Origin of the sequence: Metabacillus idriensis (assembly GCF_050483325.1) — a bacterium.
GTDB classification, from domain to species: domain Bacteria; phylum Bacillota; class Bacilli; order Bacillales; family Bacillaceae; genus Bacillus_P; species Bacillus_P idriensis_A.
Genome location: NZ_JBCMYF010000031.1, coordinates 17179 through 33153, shown reverse-complemented (window position 1 = coordinate 33153; position 15975 = coordinate 17179). Strand labels below are relative to the sequence as shown.

Sequence of the window (15975 nt, the reverse complement as noted above, 5' to 3'; positions counted from 1 at the left end):
AGGACAGGGGGTGTTTTTTCTAATGAGAAATACAGTGGTAATCGCTATGATAGTGGGTTTTGTACTGGTATTAACGGGTTGCAGCGATAATGACACTGCGGAGAAAATGCAGGAAGCTATAAATAATAACGATTATTTTACAGCTAAACAAACCTATGAGGATGCCAGTGAAGATAAGTCGGAAGCACAAAAAGAAAAATTAAATCAAGCGGTTTCAAACATGCTAGTAAAAGAATTACAAAAGGATTTTAAAGCGGTTGAAAAAGACAGCGGCAAGGAAGCAGCTTTTTATCACTCATTGAGTGAAATTGAGGAAATTGGAATTGACAGTGAAACGTTAACAGACAAAATCAACTCATATAAACAAGAGCTTGAAATTGCAGAGGGCGTAAGGACAGATGAAGCTGCTTCAACAGCAGAGACTGACTCATCCAGTACTAATGATGATTTTGAAGTCAGATTTAACTATGAAAGAAAGATTACAGCTGAATTTCTGGAGCTAATTGAATTATGGGGAAACGTTAATGACGGATCAGAAAAATTGAACAGACTGGGTTATCAACAAAGTGTACAAGAGCTGTCATCCAGGTTACTGGCTGATATTGAGTATTACCGTACTGCTATTTCCATACCGGAAGACCAAGAAGAAGTCTATCAGTTTTACTTTGGGTATCTGGATGAAATTGAGCAAGCCATAAAAAAATTAGATAAAGCCAGCTATTCAAACGACAACTCCCTGTTCAAAGAAGTGCGGATCCATATTCTCGCTGCTTCTGATTATCATGATAGCTTTACAATTAGCTCAAGAGATTAGCAGGCTTATCTAAGCAGCGGAACGGTTCTTACGCTTCAGAAAAAACCGGCAATTCACAAAAAGGTGTCGAATATTACTCCAAAAGAGAAATACGACATCTTTTTGTGTGTATAGAGTGGAAGGTTAAGCGATCTGTGGATTATCCAAAGACCGGCTGCAAATATATTTGAGAATTCTCAGAATATTTGAGGCTTGAGCTGGAAGGAAGCGGGGAGAACCGTCACCATGCTTCCCAAATAAGATATATTGAATTTAAAAAACCTCGAAAGGTGTAAAACCAATCAAGGTTTGAGTATTATGGTTGATCTTAAGGTAGTAATTCCAAATAATATTTATCATTTTCTTCTATTTTTCTTAAAAATTCTTCAAGAGAAGACGCAATTTGGATATCGTAATAGTAAACTGGACTCCTATTACTTTTATTTAATTCTATTGACATTAAAGCTGATTCACTGCCTTCAAAGAATATAAGTTTGTCGTTTTCAAATTCTTCATATATATCTATGTCGGGATAAAACTCAAAATCATTAACTCTTAACCTAAAATCCCTTACTGAATAAGGATCCATAATACGATTAATATTAAACTCTGATCCTTTAATAAATCCGTAGCCGACCTCAATATAAAAATTAATTAACTCCTTAGGAAACGTTAAATTAAGTTCCTTCTCAGCCGCTTCTATTTCGTTTTCAGTTACTGGATAAAAAGTGTTTTCCTGATTTGTCTTAATAAATTCATAGTTCATTACTTTTTACCTCCTTTAAATAGTTTGTTGGCTGGTGAACCTGCTCCGTGAATACCAGCTTGGTGCTCATTTGGGAATTTTGCAGGCCTCCTTTTGAGGACGTTGCTTTGTCCTGATTCTTATTTCATTGAAAAGTACACTCGTGTCTCATATGTTCAATTGAATTAGTGGACTTAAAAAGCAATAGGCTATGAATCTGATTCAGCAATTACGGGAGTTGAAGTTGATTACTATATTTTCCATATTTTATAGTATAAGGCAGATAGTAGGATGGCTGAATAGGACAATCGGCTTTAATTTCCCTTTCTAGAACATTTAAATAGGAATGGAAGTTGATATCCATTTATAGAACAAACATTAATAGCACAAACCATGGGGGTGGCTTGTGCTGCTTATGTTCGTATGTTTATTAATGCGTATTCTCAACTTTCAGTGCTTACTTTCTATCATCAGAAACTTCCGCCACAGATTCCCTCTTCACCAGCCGCGCAGGCAGCAAAGTCTCCAGAAACGGCTCTTCCTTATTATCCATCCGCCAAAACAGCTGCTCCACAGCTTTTTTCCCAAACAGGTTGAGATCAATGTCCATAGTTGTGATCTTTGGATTGGCAATCCTGGATAACTGCCCGTTGTCAAAACAGCCTACGGATACTAGATCTGGCACAGTATATCCTAAGCGCTGCAAGGTTGACATGGTGAGAAAGCCAAGGCCGTCGTTGACGCAAAACCAGGCGGTTGGTTTTTGGTCAAGGTTTGATAGGAAGGTGTGGATGTTCACTTCGTCTTCGTCAGCCTGAAGGTACATCCATTGTTTGTCTGGTTCGATTCCGTGTCTTCTTAGTGCCAGTTGATAGCCTTCCCAGCGTTCCTGGTAGCTTGGGGAGTAATCGATGTTGCCGATGAACCCAATTTCTCTGTGGCCAAGGTCAATGAGATGCTTGACTAGTTCGTATCCGCCGAAACGGTTATTAGTCAGGATGGCATCTGCATGGTTGAGCGGATCGTGGTGATCGATCATTACGGTTGGAATGCCTGTATCCAGAACTTTGTTAATATAGTCTGTGGTGAGATGGGAAAGGATTAGGATTCCATCAACCGCACGATCTTCTATCACCTCAGGCAGCTTCAAGGTTTCTTTCTCTTCGTTGTCCACGGAGAGAATGAGAAGGTTCATGCCTCTTGATTTTAATTCTTTTTCAATGCTGAGATAGATTTCACCGAAAAAGCTTTTGAACGAAAATGCCCGTACGGAAGCGAGGAGGGCGATTGTGCCTGTCTGCCCGCTGTTTCCGTTTTTTCTTCCGCTTGGATAGGCGTATCCAAGCTCTTCTGCGGTTTTTTGAACTAATAGTCTTGTTTCCTCACTTACTCCCGGCTTGCCGGTCAGTGCCTGTGAGACGGAGTTTTTCGAGATCTTCAGTTGATCCGCAATGTCCTGCATAGTAATTTTTTTCATTCTAACACCTACAAATCGACAATTTCTTTAATTATCTTTTCTCTTTTTCTAGTAGTTTTCCCTCTATCTCTTCAAACATCTTTTTATGAATCCGCATGATGACATAGAAGAATGGGCTGATTAGTAATGTAATGGCGTATATTTGGAAGAAATAGATACTTGCTCCCCAGATTGCCAGAGCGCTCATAATGAAAAGGGTGTTTTTCAGTTTTAAAAAAGTAAGGCCGATTGACGTTCTCACGGCTTCCAGTCTGCTGATGCAAAAGCGTGACAGCAATGGGTACAGATAAAACATCATGATGATATTCATGATGAATAGAACGTATAAAGCTGAGATGAAGAGTTCGCTTGCTCCGCTCAATAAGATGAGATCGGCTGTAATAACCAGACTTATGAACAGCTGGAAGCTCCATAGGATAAAGGATGATTTGAAGTTCTCCTTTACTAAACGGAAAAAATCACTTGTTACGGATAGGCAGCCCTCTCTCATCAGCTTGCCCATGGTTCCGAACAGCGCTGCTGCAAATGGGCCGACTGGCAGCAGTGTTCCATAGAGAAGAACCCATAATAATATGTTCTTAGTATCCCATTCTATCATCAGGATGACCAGAGCCGGTAGCAGAGCGATTGAAAAGTAAAGATTGCTTACTAGAAACCAGTACCCATATTGCATCCATTTATAAAAGAAGCCGGTTTGGTTTAGTTGTTTAATCATTTATAAAACCCCTTAACCTTTGATTCCTGTGACAGATATGCCTTCAACAAAGTACTTCTGCAGCGAGAAGAAGATGATGATTGTTGGCACTAAGACTAATACGGAAGCCGCCATTAATGGTCCCCATTCGACTTTTGTCATGCCGTTGAACATGGCAAGTCCAAGCTGCAGCGTAAACTTATCCGAGCTGTTCAGATACATGAGCGGGCCTAACAGATCATTCCATGAGCCTTGGAAAGAGAAGAGCGCAATGGTGATTAATGCCGGCTTTGATAACGGCAGAAAGATTTTATAGAAAATCTGGAAGCGGCTGGCGCCGTCGATTACGGCTGATTCTTCCAATTCTTTTGGAATGGATGAGAAAAATTGACGCAGCAAGAAAATGAAGACTGCCTGGCCGCCTAGAAATGCGGGTGCAATTAACGGATAAAATGTATCAATCCAGCCAATTTTACTGAACATGATAAACACAGGGATCATGGTTATTTCCCCGGGCAGCATGATGGTTGAAAGCAAGATGAAAAACCATATGTTTTTCCCCGGGAAGTTAAAGCGGGCAAAGCCATATGCTACAAAAGCGGATACAAATACTTCTGCAAACATTCTGAACCCGGTGATAATGACTGTGTTCTTTAAATATAAGAAGAAAGGGATATCTGTTACCGCACGTTTGTAATTCTCCCACTGCAGGGTTTCCGGGAACCACTGAGGCGGAATCTGGAAGACGACATCACCTGATTTTAACGATGTTGAAATCATCCAGAGGAGAGGGAGAATGGTTGCAATTGACGTAAGGATCAGGAATGTGTAAACAAATGTATGCTGTATTTTTTTTCTTTGAGGAATCGATAAGTTCATTAGTTCTCACCTGCATCTTTCATTAAGCATCAACGTTTGGTTTCTTCGTTGAGCGAAATTTGCGTTTTTTCTTTTTAGAGCCCTCTTGGACTTCCCCCTGATAGAAGACCCAGACGGATGATGATTTGAATACAAGAATGGTCAATACGAGGATAATCACGAACAGGACCCACGCCATAGCCGTTGCATAGCCCATTTTGTAGTAGTTGAACGCATTTTCATAGAGATACACCATGAAGAATTGTCCTTGGTTGCCTGCACCGCCAATAATGTAAGCATCATTGAATTTTTTGAAGGAACCGATGATGCCCATGACCAAGTTGTAGAAGATAACCGGACTTAACATTGGAATCGTAATATGCCTGAATTTATGAATCCAGTTTGCGCCATCGATATCAGCCGATTCATAAAGACTCGCAGGGATATCCTGAAGCCCTGCTAGATAGGTAAGCATTCCTCCGCCGGCACCCCAAATGGCCATCATAATATAAGAAGGGAGCACCCAGCTTGGATCCCCAAGCCAATTCGGTCCGGAAATGCCGATGTATGAGAGAAGAAGATTAATTAATCCATACTCAGGATCCAGGATCCAGCGCCAAAGCAAGGCGATGGAGACACCGGAGACAATGGCCGGCATATAAAGGGCTGTCCTGAATAGATAGACTCCTTTTACTTTAATGTTTACAACGGCTGCTATCGTCAGAGAAGAGACGATGCCAAGCGGGATGGCAAAGGCGGCAAACACAGTCGTTACTTTTAATGAGTTAATGAAATTTGGGTCGTGAAATAAGGCAATATAGTTATCAAAGCCAATGAAGCTTGGTGCCGTAAACGAATTCCAATCTGTAAATCCAATGTAGAAGGCGAATCCGATCGGAAAGGCTGTGAAGATAAGAAAGCCTAATATCCAAGGAGAAATAAACAAGTAGCCTTCATATTTGCCAAGGAAGTTTTTCATCATATCAACCTCTTTTAAGAATGGACCCCCAACTGATGAATCCAGTCTGAGGGTCCGTTCTTTTTATTGTCCTAAAATTTTTCTTAATTCTGCAGCAGCATCTTTAGCTGCCTGCTCTGGATCTTTTTTATTTAATAGAATAGGTTCGTATAATTGGAGCCAAATCGCATTATCAATTTCATTTTGCTTTGGCTGGTTATTGAATCCTCGTGAAATTTCAGAGCCTTTTTTCATTTCTTCTAATGCATACTCTTTCTCGGGACGAATGTTTGGTACATTATCAATCTTTGATTTTACTGGGGGGAGTATCTTCCAATCATGGACTGCGCTTGTTAGATCAACTAATGCTTCTGCAGCTGCTTCTTTATCTTTTGCGGCACTGGACATAACCGTATGTGCAATCCAGCTGGATGTTACATTTTCAGTTCCCATAGGCATTTGAGTCATGCCGACTTCAAATTGCTCGCCGACTTGTTTTTCCAGATCGTCTCCTGCACCGCCAAAGAACATCGCCACTTTGCCTGTTTTGAACATTTCAGGACCGCCGGTGTTTTGAGCCTGCGTTTTGTTTGGTGTTACTTTGCTTTCATTGATCAGCTTATCCATCATTTTAATGCCTTCAATCGATTCAGGAGAGTCAATTTTCACTTCGCCATCTTGTGTAATGGTTTCTCCGCCGTATGTCCAGATCCAGTTCGCCACGTTTGGCCAGCCGTCAATGACTGTTCCGAATTGATCGTTCTTGCCATCCTTATTTGTATCTTTTGTTAACGCTGAAGCGGCTTTTTCGAAGTCATCCCATGTCCAGCTGCCGTCAGGAAGAGCAACACCGTTTTCTTCAAACATTTTTTTATTGTAATAAAGCATTACCGGCTGGTTAATCCAAGGCAGGCCGTATAGTTTATCGTCAAATTTGCCGATGTTTAAGGCGCCTTCGTAATAATCAGCAAGGTCTACTTCTTTTGTCGCTTCATCTATAGGAGCGATTACACCCAGATCAGCATACATCGGAATGTACTCTTGTGACAGCCAGAATAAGTCAGGCGCTTGTTTGGCTGAAGCCATTGTTTGTATTTTCTTATAGTAATCTGCAGGGATGCTTTGGATGGTTAATTTATAATTCTCGGACTCTTTGTTTACCTTATCTACAACTTCCTGAAATTCCTGAAGCTCTGCTGCTCCAGCCCAGGTGCCCACTTTAAGTTCTACTTTGCCATCTTTTGTTTTTTCTGACCCGGCTTCACTTGAACAGCCGATCAGGCCGATTGATAAAGCGGCAGCTGCTGATATGGCAGCAATTTTTTTGAAAAAGCCTTGTTTCATTTCAAATCCCCCTTTGTGTTGTTAGCGCTATCATTTTAGTGATAAATTTAAAATATAACGTTACAAAATTATATTTGTAATGATTATTTCACGTTTGTTAAGTAGTGTCAACCTAAAATAAGAAATCATGAAAGCGCTTGTAATGTTGAATGTATTCTTGTATATTTGGAATAACTTAACTAACTATCTTGTAACGTTACAAAAAAACGGAAGAGAGGGAACGAGATGAATCATTTAGTGAAAAACGATGTGAAAACATGTAAACAGCTTGTAGAAGAATACAAGTTTAATAGAAAGGCTGAAAATCCAGAGAAGATTCATTTTTCAGGAGTTGGAGATCAGGATGTCTACAATATAACGGCTCCTTTTGAAGATGTTGGTCAGCTCGTTATTGCCGGCCGTGTAGAGGCGAGGGACAGTGAGCATTCACAGGTTCAATTTTTTATTGAACAGAATGGCAAGTGGATTGTTCAGCCGGATTCACCGGTTTTTCAATTGCAGGACCCGTTCTTTACAAGGATTGGCGGAGAACTTGTGCTTGGCGGAGTGCAGATTTTTCCTCATCCAGTCATGAAAGATGCTTTAGGCTGGAGAACAGTATTTTACAAAGGGGAAAATATTGCGGGTCTTAAAGAGTTTGCGGTAGGACCGGATGGAATGAAGGACATTCGTTTAGTTGAACTGAAGGACGGCACTGTCGGAGTGTTCACTCGTCCTCAGGGAGATAAAGGCGGAAGAGGGAAAATCGGATTTGCTAAAGTGGCAAAATTGGATGAATTAACGATTGATTTTATAGAGAGTGTGCCGCTCCTTGAAGGGCAATTTACGGATGAAGAATGGGGCGGCGCCAATGAAGCGCACCTGCTTTCAAATGGGCTGATCGGTGTTCTTGGTCATATCGCAAGCTTCGACGATGCTGGAGACCGCCACTATTATCCGATGATCTTTGTGATAAACCCTGAGAACGGGGAGTATTCGGATATTCAGCTGATCGCCATGAGAGAGAATTTCCTGCCCGGAGAAGCGAAACGTTCTGATTTAGTTGACGTTGTTTTTAGCGGCGGGCTAGTTAGACAAGGTGATGGAAAAGCAGAACTATACGCGGGTATCAGCGATGCTGAAGCTCAAAAAGTGACGATTGCAGATCCTTTTTTGCCATTTGAAGCTTTGTGAATTGATTTCAAGAACGGGGAGAGAAAAAAATGAATGTATACCGCTATGAACAAAATCCGCTGATCGCTCCTGATGACGTGACGCCTTTTCATGATGGCTTTGAAGTGATCGGTGCGTTTAATGCAGGAGTGACGACATTTCAAGATGAAACGATCATGCTGCTTAGAGTTGCGGAACGACCGATAAGTGCGGACAGAAACATCGTGAAGGCACCTGTCATTCATCCTGAAACAAGTGATTTAGAAATTCTTGACTTTCACTTAGACGATCCAAAGTATGATTTTTCAGACGCTCGTGTTATTCGCCGCGCGGGACAGGCGCAGTTTGAATATTTAACTTCCCTGTCCTATCTGAGAATTGCTAGAAGCAAAGATGGGCGCCATTTTACGATTGATGATAAGCCGTTTGTTTATCCCTCGGATAAGCTCGAGTCGTTTGGCATCGAAGACCCGCGCATTACTGAGATTGATGGCACATATTACATCTATTTCACAGCGGTTTCGCCATATGGTGCAGGCGAGTCTATGGTTTCTACGAAAGATTTTGTCTCAACCGAACATCACGGCATGATTTTTGCACCTGAAAATAAAGATGTGGCGATTTTTCCAGAGAAAATCAATGGAAAGTATTACGCATTGCATCGCCCTGTCCCAAAAAGCATAGGCTTCCCTGAGGTTTGGATCGCTGAATCTGAAAACCTGATTCATTGGGGAAATCATCAGTATCTCTTTGGTTTAAGAGAAGGAAAATGGGATAACGGCAGAATCGGCGGAGGAGCCGTACCGATCAAAACAGATGAAGGATGGCTGATCCTTTATCATGGTGCATCAAAAGAAGACCGTTACTGTATGGGGGCAGTCTTATTGGACTTGGAAGATCCCGCAAAGGTTATCGGGAGATCTGAAGAGCCGATCCTTGCACCTGAAGCGGACTATGAGATTGAAGGGTTTTTCGGCAATGTTGTTTTCTCTTGCGGGGCAGTCGTTGAAGGGAATGTAATTAAGATGTATTACGGAGTGGCTGACACTTCTATGGCCTGTGCGGAACTGCAGGTAGACGAAGTGCTGAGTGCGATTTCAATGTTATCGCTGAATCGTTAAGTCCTCTCTTGTAAAGCTGGACTCATATTTTTTTCGAAAATAACAAATGAGGATGTGTATTCATTTGAGCCATGCACCAATTATAGTAACCCCTCTCTTCCAAGACCGCATCTGGGGAGGCACTTCATTAAGAGAACAATTCGGCTACGAGATTCCAACTGAAACCGCAGGCGAATGCTGGGCGGTTTCTGCCCATCCAAATGGCCAGAGTGTGGTTTCTGCCGGAAAATATGCCGGAAAAACGCTAGGTCAGTTATGGGGTGAGAAACGGGAACTGTTTGGCGGAGTGGAAGGAAACACATTTCCGCTGCTTACAAAGATTCTGGATGCCAACAATGACCTGTCCGTTCAAGTTCATCCAAATGATGAATACGCGAATGCGCATGAGAATGGTGAACTCGGCAAAACAGAATGCTGGTACATCATCGACTGCAAAGAGGGAGCAGACATGATTTACGGTCATTATGCTGCTTCTAAAGAAGATCTGGTTAAAATGGTGAACAGCGGGGATTGGAATTCACTGCTGCGCCGGGTGAAGATTAAGCCTGGTGATTTCTTCTATGTGCCAAGCGGAACGATTCACGCTTTATGTGAGGGTACATTAGTGCTTGAAACACAGCAGAGCTCCGATACAACGTATCGAGTATATGATTATGACCGTACAGATGATAAGGGGAACAAGCGGGAACTGCATCTTGAGAAAGCGATTGATGTGAGTACTGTACCTCACGTTGATGGCCAGAATCATCCGGCTGTTGCAAAGATGAAAGATGTAACGATTACGACTTTTGTGGAAGAACAGTATTTTACTGTCTATAAGTGGGAAGTGAATGGACAAGCGTCATTTACGCAGGATCAGCCTTTTCTGATTTGCAGCGTGATTGAGGGGGAAGGTGCGCTTGTTCACGAAGGTGAAAGCTATCCGGTTCCAAAAGGGACCCATTTTATTTTGCCTGCTGAGACGGGAGATTTTTCGATTAGCGGTCAATGCGATTTGATCGTTTCGCATATATGAGAAAGAACAAGGGTTCCGTCATCGGAATCCTTTCTCTAATTTTTATTAATCTGAATATTGACTGAATTAAAACTATTTACTATAATGAAGTCAGATTCATGAAACCGGTTCGATGCAACTAGAGGTATATTTTACATATATAGAAATATATTTTAATAGTATCTTCAATCATTCGTGAAATACTTCTTTTATATTTCATTATTTTTTTACTCTCAATGAAACCGGTTCGACGAAATGTGGAAGAGGAGATCAAATGGTCACAATAGGCGATGTAGCAAAGCAGGCTGGCGTATCTAAAAGTACAGTTTCGAATGTATTCAGCAAAAAGCGTCCGATTAGTGAGGATGTGACAAACCGTGTGATTCGGGTTGCGAAGGAATTGAATTATGTTCCAAATCACATGGCGAGAAGTCTGGCTATTAAAAAGACGATGATTATCGGTCTAAAAATGCCGACTGTCAAAGATTATGAGTTAAGCAGTTTTGAAACGAAAGTGATTAACGGGGTAGTGAAAAAGTCTTCGGAAAGCGGATACCGGGTTCTATTGGACCGGATCTATGAAGGGGATGAACAGTCGAACTTTTCAAGGGATCCCGTTGACGGAGTAATCCTATTAAACCCCCGTGAAGAAGATTCGCGCATTGCGCAATACAGGGATTCCAACATGCCGTTTGTCCTGATCGGACGGCCGGACAGAACAGACATGGATATTAAGTGTGTTGATAATAACAACATTGAAATGGCGAAAGAGGTCGGGGAGTATTTAATCGGCAATGGCCATCGCGGCATTTTGTTTTTAAATGCCTCCTATCATATGACGGTAGCAGAGGACAGAAAAGCCGGGCTGATGCGGGCCTATGATAATTACAATATGGCGTTTGATGAGGGGAATGTTGTTTATTATGATCAAACGACTTTTTCAAACGCATCTGAATATGGATATGCCTCTTTTTTAGAAAAGATAAAAGAGAAGAAGTATACAGCGGTCATTGCGGACTCAGACCGTGTTGCTCTTGGTGTAATGAGAGCCGCGAGGGAAATGGAAGTGGACATCCCTGGAGATGTTTCCTTAATTGCCTTGAGCAATAATGAAACTCTGGCTCTTGAGACGACTCCAAATTTAACGAGTGTCGAGCTGTTTCCTGAAAAATTGGGGGAAGAAGCGGCTGATGTCCTGATCAATATGCTGAACAATCAGCTTGTACCAAGAATCAGAACGATCCCTGCCAGTCTGGTCATTCGCGATTCTTGTCAAGATATGAAACATCAAGAAGTGTAATGGATGAATCATGAAAGGGGGAGAGACCTGGAATCTATCAAGATTCTACATACGTAATTGTAAGTGCTTACATTTGGTTAACCACGATTAACAGGGGGATTATGATGAAGAAATGGCTATTTTTAGTACTTGCTGTTTTGCTTGTTTTATCAGGCTGTCAATCGAGCACGGGTAGCTCGGGCGAGAAGACGGAACCTGTAAAGGCGCCGGATCGTGATTTAACGGCAGAAGGCTTGCCGGAGTTTAATGAAAAGGTTGGAGAATTAGGGAAAACGGATTTGGAAATTTGGCTTGCAGCTGACTATGCCAATACAGCTCCGATTCAAGATGCGATAAAGGAATTTAAAGAAGTATATCCAAACATTTCGATCAAAACGGTTGGGATTGAATGGGGAGATATGAGCAATAAAGTAAAACTTGCCGTTTCCAGCGGAGCGGTTCCTGATATGGCCCATGCCCATGCCTTTGCAATGGGTGCACAGGGTCTTGCTGAACCGGTAGATGATCTGTGGGAAGAGTGGGGCGAAGAGGATAAGTTTGTTCCGGGCGGTATTGAAGATACAACCTGGGAAGGTGTTAAATACGGGATGCCAATTGATGTAAATACAACAATCTACTTGTATAACAAGAAGGTTTTTGAAGAAAACGGCATTACAGAAGCTCCAAAAACGCTAGATGAGTTAGTAGATGTATCAAAGAAATTAACGGAAAAAGATGGATCCAGATATGGAATCGTGACGAGTGCCAGCGGATGGAGTTTCTTTGGAAATGTCATTGCAGCAGGAACGAACACGCTGAAGTTTGATGGAGACAAGGTGACAGCAAATCTTAATGATCCAAAGATTGTTGAAACGATGGCGAAATATACAGGCTTAGCGACAGTGGATAAATCATCTCCTGTTCCGCCGCCTCAGCAGCGCCAAACAGATCATCCTGTCGCGATGTTTGGTACAGGAAGAGCGGTGTCCTTCATTTCGGGACCTTGGGATATTGCCAGAATCAAAAATGAATTTCCTGATGCGTATAAAGATTTAGCAACGGCGAAGCTTCCTGGGGATGAAAAAGGTTCTGTATTAGGCGGAGGAAGCTTGTTTGTTCCAAAGGGATCAAAAGACAAAGTCGCTTCCTTTGAGCTGATGAAATGGTTTGTTTCAGACAAGTACGGAATTCGGTTAGCGAAAGAGCAAGGCCGCCATCCGGTGAAAACACACTTGTATGAAGATGAAATGTACAGTGATCCGTTACTGAAGCCATATGTAGAGACGCTGCAGGATGCTGTACCTTATAAATTGGAAGCGTATCCAGAAGCGAATGATGCATGGGGTAAAGCTTTGCGTGCCGTATTTGACGGAGCTGAACCGCAAAAAACACTGGACGAAGCACAGGCAATTGCTGAAAAAGCTGTGAATTCAGCTAAATAGGCAGAGGAATAGAATAGTTGATTTTGAAAGGGTATGTGCAGACATGCCCTTTCCCTTTAAAGGGAGTGAACATATTGAAAACAGAAATGGCCACGCAAATGAATACACAATTAAAAACGAAAAAAGAGTTTCATAAATTGAAAGATTATATCGGGTCTTATCTTTTTGTTTTACCTGCTCTTAGTTTCTTATTTATCTTCTCCATAGCACCTATACTCTATTTAATCTGGCTGAGCTTTCATGATTATAGCCTGCCGAATCCCGCCGAGTTTACTGGCTTAAAGAACTTTTCTCAGATGCTTCAAGATAAGCTCTTCATTAAAAGTCTCGGCAATACAATCGTCTATACAGCAGGCTCCATGTTCTTAGGCCTTAGCGGCGCGATTGCTGTTGCTGTGCTTCTTAACAGAAAGCTTAAAGGCTTGCGTTTTTTTAAAGTGTTTTATTTTCTGCCGACGATCACATCTGAAGTAATTACAGCGATGATCTTTTTGTGGGTGTTTGATAATAACTTGGGCATCCTTAACTATTTGCTGAAGCTCGCAGGGGTTGAAGCACCGCCGGCTTGGCTTTTGCAGCCGACTACAGCGATGATCATTCTGATTCTGATTGGGGCATGGAGAGGCACAGCTTATAATATTCCGATTTTCTTGGCAGCCCTTCAGGCAGTGCCGCAATCTTTATATGAAGCAGCAAGGATTGACGGGGCAAATTCCTGGAAACAGTTTATACATATTACACTGCCATCGATCACCCATATCTTAGTTTACACGATGGTTATGTCTGTTATTGGCTCATTCCAGGTTGTTGCGGTTGTTGACATCCTGACAAACGGCGGACCGATGGACAGCACGATGGTTGTCATTAAACATATCTGGCAGCAGTCGTTTGAATTTAACTATGTTGGCTACGGGGCTGCATTATCTCTTGTACTTTTCCCATTCTTGCTTGCAGTGACCTGGCTTCAATTAAAGCTATCTTCCGGAAAGGACTAAAAATGATGAAAAAGTCAAAAATCCTGAAAAACTTCATCCTGTATTTTCTGCTGTCGTTTGTCTTATTCGTGTTTTTAGGTCCATATATTTGGATGCTGATGACGGCCGTCAAGTCTCAGGGAGATGTGATGGTTTGGCCGCCTAAAATTTTGCCGACAGAATTTCATTGGGAAAACTTCTTGAGAATCTGGCAGGAAACGAATTTGCCGAGAGCATTCTTAAACAGTTTTATCGTATCAGCAATCTCTACAATCATTAACGTATTTTTAGCGTCATTGGCGGCGTTTGCCTTTGCCAGACTGACGTTTCCGGGAAGAGATAAGCTTTTCCTCTTAGTCCTTGCGACGATGATGATTCCTTCTGGATTAATGGTTGTTCCGCTCTTTTTCATGATGAAAAATGTACCGTTTGCAGGTCCGGATGGATGGCTTGATTCCTATGTGGGACTCATTCTTCCATTTGCAGTCACAGGCTTTGCGATCTTCCTGATGAGACAAAACTTCCTTGCTATCCCCAGAGAGTTGGATGAGCAGGCAACCATTGACGGCTGCTCTAAATTTCAAATTTATTGGAAGGTCATCATGCCTTTAAACAAACCGGCAATCGCATTAGTGGCAATCTTCAGCTTCCTGAGTCACTGGAACGAGTATTTATGGCCATTGACAATCGCGAGGTCGCAGGAAATGTATACGATACAGATTGCTCTAAAAGCATTCCAGGGCCAATATAACATCGATTGGCCATTAATCATGACAGGTGCAACAACTGCGGCCTTGCCGATGATTATCTTGTACTTTATTCTTCAGCCTCTATTTGAGCAAGGTTTAGGGGGACTGGGTTCGGGAGGAAAAGAATCGTGAGCCGTGTTCAGCAAATTCCCTTGTCTAAGGTGATCCATCACAGGCAGCAGGGCGAGTACATTACTTTACCGTTCTCTGTACCAGATGATATTGAAGAAATAAAGGTAGAGCTGTCTTTCAGTCAGCCTGATAAAAATATAATTGATTTGGGACTGGAAGATTCCAATGGTTTTAAGGGGTGGAGCGGCGGTGCACGCAAGGACATTTTTGTCCGTGAAGACCGTGCCACGCCAGGCTACACGTTAGGTGAGCTTCCTTCAGGCGAGTGGGGGGTCATCTTGAATGCTTACCGTGTCCCTGAATCGTGTGAGGTCGACGTTCAAGTTACGCTTTTGACAAGTGAAATGAGATGGTTCAAAGGGGATCTGCACCTGCATTCTGATCATAGTGATGGTGCCTTTACTGTAGCAGAAGTGATTGAAAATGCGAGGCATGCTGATTTAGATTTTGCTGCGTTAACGGATCATAACACGTTTAGTCAAAACGATCAGTATCCGCTTGTTGAAGATCTGGCTGTCATTCCGGGAGTTGAACTGACGACCAACCGCGGACATTGCAACTTTTATGGCGTGAAAAAGCCCTTTTCCGATTTTCGCTGTGCAACGAAGGAAGATGTTCAAGACAAGATGGATGAAGGAACAGCAAATGGGGCCGTTGTTTCCATCAACCATCCGCACTGTTCATTTTGCTCCTGGGAATGGGGCCTTGAGCATTTTGATGTGAAAATAGCAGAGATCTGGAATGGACCCTGGAGCAGCCAGAATCAAGCTGCTTTAACATGGTGGGATCTGCAGCTGCAGCAGGGGAAAAGAATTGTTGCGATAGGCGGAAGTGATACTCATCGCCTTCATGAAACGATTAAATATGGAACCCCCACAACATGGATTTATTCGGATATGCATACTCCAAGAAAGCTATTAGCCTCTTTAACCGCTGGCCAAGTGTGCATTGCCGGCCGTCCACATGCCCCTTGGATTCAACTGCAAGCCGAAGAGGCGCTAATGGGCGGTGCTTTGAAAAGAAAGCATGACAGGGAAATGATAAAAATTGTTATTCCGGAAAGTGCCGAAGGGCATTTAAAAATCATTACGGAACGAGGGACTGTATCTGAAGTTCATAAAGGTCCAGAAGCGTTTTCAAAAGATTTTGAGATTGCAGGCAGCAGTTTATATGTACGGGCTGAATTATGGGATGAGGAAACGGACACTCCGATTGTGATCAGCAATCCAATCTATTTTTCATGAGAACCCAGGAACTAATAAG

At 42.3% G+C, this 15975-nt stretch carries 15 protein-coding genes and 1 pseudogene; 9 read left to right on the top strand and 7 right to left on the bottom strand.

Features of this window, described 5'->3' with window-relative positions; translation table 11 throughout:
- Positions 1 to 22 precede the first annotated feature (22 nt).
- Complete coding sequence (locus tag ABEQ24_RS17495) at positions 23 to 814, top strand: hypothetical protein (RefSeq protein WP_430007991.1); 792 nt, start codon at positions 23 to 25, stop codon at positions 812 to 814.
- Between the two features lie 307 nt (positions 815 to 1121).
- On the opposite strand, the gene ABEQ24_RS17490 is transcribed toward ABEQ24_RS17495, so the two are convergent.
- The 7 genes and pseudogenes from ABEQ24_RS17490 to ABEQ24_RS17460 all read right to left on the bottom strand — a co-directional run bounded on the left by ABEQ24_RS17490 (position 1122) and on the right by ABEQ24_RS17460 (position 6869).
- Entirely contained in the window at positions 1122 to 1559 is a 438-nt protein-coding gene (locus ABEQ24_RS17490; RefSeq protein ID WP_430007990.1) for an SMI1/KNR4 family protein, read from the bottom strand.
- Positions 1559 to 1648, bottom strand: a pseudogene (locus ABEQ24_RS17485) (hypothetical protein); the annotation flags it as partial. The gene ABEQ24_RS17490 and the pseudogene ABEQ24_RS17485, both read right to left, overlap by 1 nt.
- Positions 1649 to 1995: 347 nt before the next feature.
- Positions 1996 to 3015: a LacI family DNA-binding transcriptional regulator gene (locus tag ABEQ24_RS17480; protein WP_430007989.1), complete on the bottom strand. Its 1020-nt coding sequence runs from the start codon at positions 3013 to 3015 to the stop codon at positions 1996 to 1998.
- Between the two features lie 31 nt (positions 3016 to 3046).
- Positions 3047 to 3730, bottom strand: coding sequence for a DUF624 domain-containing protein (locus ABEQ24_RS17475; RefSeq protein ID WP_430007988.1), 684 nt, complete (start codon positions 3728 to 3730; stop codon positions 3047 to 3049).
- Between the two features lie 12 nt (positions 3731 to 3742).
- The gene (locus ABEQ24_RS17470) at positions 3743 to 4588 is read right to left on the bottom strand and encodes a carbohydrate ABC transporter permease (RefSeq protein WP_430007987.1); all 846 of its coding nucleotides are present in this window, start codon (positions 4586 to 4588) and stop codon (positions 3743 to 3745) included.
- A gap of 22 nt (positions 4589 to 4610) precedes the next feature.
- A complete protein-coding gene (locus tag ABEQ24_RS17465; protein WP_430007986.1) occupies positions 4611 to 5549 on the bottom strand; it encodes a carbohydrate ABC transporter permease in 939 nt (312 codons plus the stop codon).
- A gap of 60 nt (positions 5550 to 5609) precedes the next feature.
- Positions 5610 to 6869, bottom strand: a complete 1260-nt coding sequence (locus ABEQ24_RS17460) for an ABC transporter substrate-binding protein (RefSeq protein WP_430007985.1) — start codon at positions 6867 to 6869, stop codon at positions 5610 to 5612.
- A gap of 225 nt (positions 6870 to 7094) precedes the next feature.
- On the opposite strand from ABEQ24_RS17460, the gene ABEQ24_RS17455 reads away from it, so the two are divergent.
- The 8 genes from ABEQ24_RS17455 to ABEQ24_RS17420 all read left to right on the top strand — a co-directional run bounded on the left by ABEQ24_RS17455 (position 7095) and on the right by ABEQ24_RS17420 (position 15956).
- Positions 7095 to 8042 carry an MTP-1 family protein gene (locus tag ABEQ24_RS17455; protein ID WP_430007984.1) on the top strand — a complete coding sequence of 316 codons (948 nt, stop codon included), beginning with the start codon at positions 7095 to 7097 and terminating at the stop codon, positions 8040 to 8042.
- 29 nt (positions 8043 to 8071) lie between these two features.
- Positions 8072 to 9142, top strand: a complete 1071-nt coding sequence (locus tag ABEQ24_RS17450; protein WP_430007983.1) for a BtaManbiosPhlase — start codon at positions 8072 to 8074, stop codon at positions 9140 to 9142.
- A gap of 64 nt (positions 9143 to 9206) precedes the next feature.
- Positions 9207 to 10157 carry a mannose-6-phosphate isomerase, class I gene (gene manA / locus ABEQ24_RS17445; protein ID WP_430007982.1) on the top strand — a complete coding sequence of 317 codons (951 nt, stop codon included), beginning with the start codon at positions 9207 to 9209 and terminating at the stop codon, positions 10155 to 10157.
- A gap of 253 nt (positions 10158 to 10410) precedes the next feature.
- A complete protein-coding gene (locus ABEQ24_RS17440; protein WP_430007981.1) occupies positions 10411 to 11436 on the top strand; it encodes a LacI family DNA-binding transcriptional regulator in 1026 nt (341 codons plus the stop codon).
- Positions 11437 to 11540: 104 nt separating this feature from the next.
- Entirely contained in the window at positions 11541 to 12857 is a 1317-nt protein-coding gene (locus ABEQ24_RS17435) for an extracellular solute-binding protein (RefSeq protein ID WP_430007980.1), read from the top strand.
- 74 nt (positions 12858 to 12931) lie between these two features.
- Positions 12932 to 13852, top strand: coding sequence for a carbohydrate ABC transporter permease (locus tag ABEQ24_RS17430; protein WP_430007979.1), 921 nt, complete (start codon positions 12932 to 12934; stop codon positions 13850 to 13852).
- A gap of 5 nt (positions 13853 to 13857) precedes the next feature.
- Entirely contained in the window at positions 13858 to 14712 is an 855-nt protein-coding gene (locus tag ABEQ24_RS17425) for a carbohydrate ABC transporter permease (RefSeq protein WP_070875339.1), read from the top strand.
- Complete coding sequence (locus tag ABEQ24_RS17420; RefSeq protein WP_430007978.1) at positions 14709 to 15956, top strand: CehA/McbA family metallohydrolase; 1248 nt, start codon at positions 14709 to 14711, stop codon at positions 15954 to 15956. The genes ABEQ24_RS17425 and ABEQ24_RS17420 overlap by 4 nt, the downstream gene beginning before the upstream one ends.
- Positions 15957 to 15975 lie beyond the last annotated feature (19 nt).

Excerpts from the sequence above, each read along its gene's own strand:
- ABEQ24_RS17465 (WP_430007986.1), bottom strand. The coding sequence starts at position 5,549 with ATGATGAAAAACTTCCTTGGCAAATATGAAGGCTACTTGTTTATTTCT.
- ABEQ24_RS17470 (WP_430007987.1), bottom strand. The coding sequence starts at position 4,588 with ATGAACTTATCGATTCCTCAAAGAAAAAAAATACAGCATACATTTGTT.
- ABEQ24_RS17435 (WP_430007980.1), top strand. The coding sequence starts at position 11,541 with ATGAAGAAATGGCTATTTTTAGTACTTGCTGTTTTGCTTGTTTTATCA.
- ABEQ24_RS17460 (WP_430007985.1), bottom strand. The coding sequence starts at position 6,869 with ATGAAACAAGGCTTTTTCAAAAAAATTGCTGCCATATCAGCAGCTGCC.
- ABEQ24_RS17450 (WP_430007983.1), top strand. The coding sequence starts at position 8,072 with ATGAATGTATACCGCTATGAACAAAATCCGCTGATCGCTCCTGATGAC.
- ABEQ24_RS17490 (WP_430007990.1), bottom strand. The coding sequence starts at position 1,559 with ATGAACTATGAATTTATTAAGACAAATCAGGAAAACACTTTTTATCCA.
- ABEQ24_RS17455 (WP_430007984.1), top strand. The coding sequence starts at position 7,095 with ATGAATCATTTAGTGAAAAACGATGTGAAAACATGTAAACAGCTTGTA.
- ABEQ24_RS17440 (WP_430007981.1), top strand. The coding sequence starts at position 10,411 with ATGGTCACAATAGGCGATGTAGCAAAGCAGGCTGGCGTATCTAAAAGT.
- ABEQ24_RS17475 (WP_430007988.1), bottom strand. The coding sequence starts at position 3,730 with ATGATTAAACAACTAAACCAAACCGGCTTCTTTTATAAATGGATGCAA.
- ABEQ24_RS17495 (WP_430007991.1), top strand. The coding sequence starts at position 23 with ATGAGAAATACAGTGGTAATCGCTATGATAGTGGGTTTTGTACTGGTA.
- ABEQ24_RS17480 (WP_430007989.1), bottom strand. The coding sequence starts at position 3,015 with ATGAAAAAAATTACTATGCAGGACATTGCGGATCAACTGAAGATCTCG.
- ABEQ24_RS17425 (WP_070875339.1), top strand. The coding sequence starts at position 13,858 with ATGAAAAAGTCAAAAATCCTGAAAAACTTCATCCTGTATTTTCTGCTG.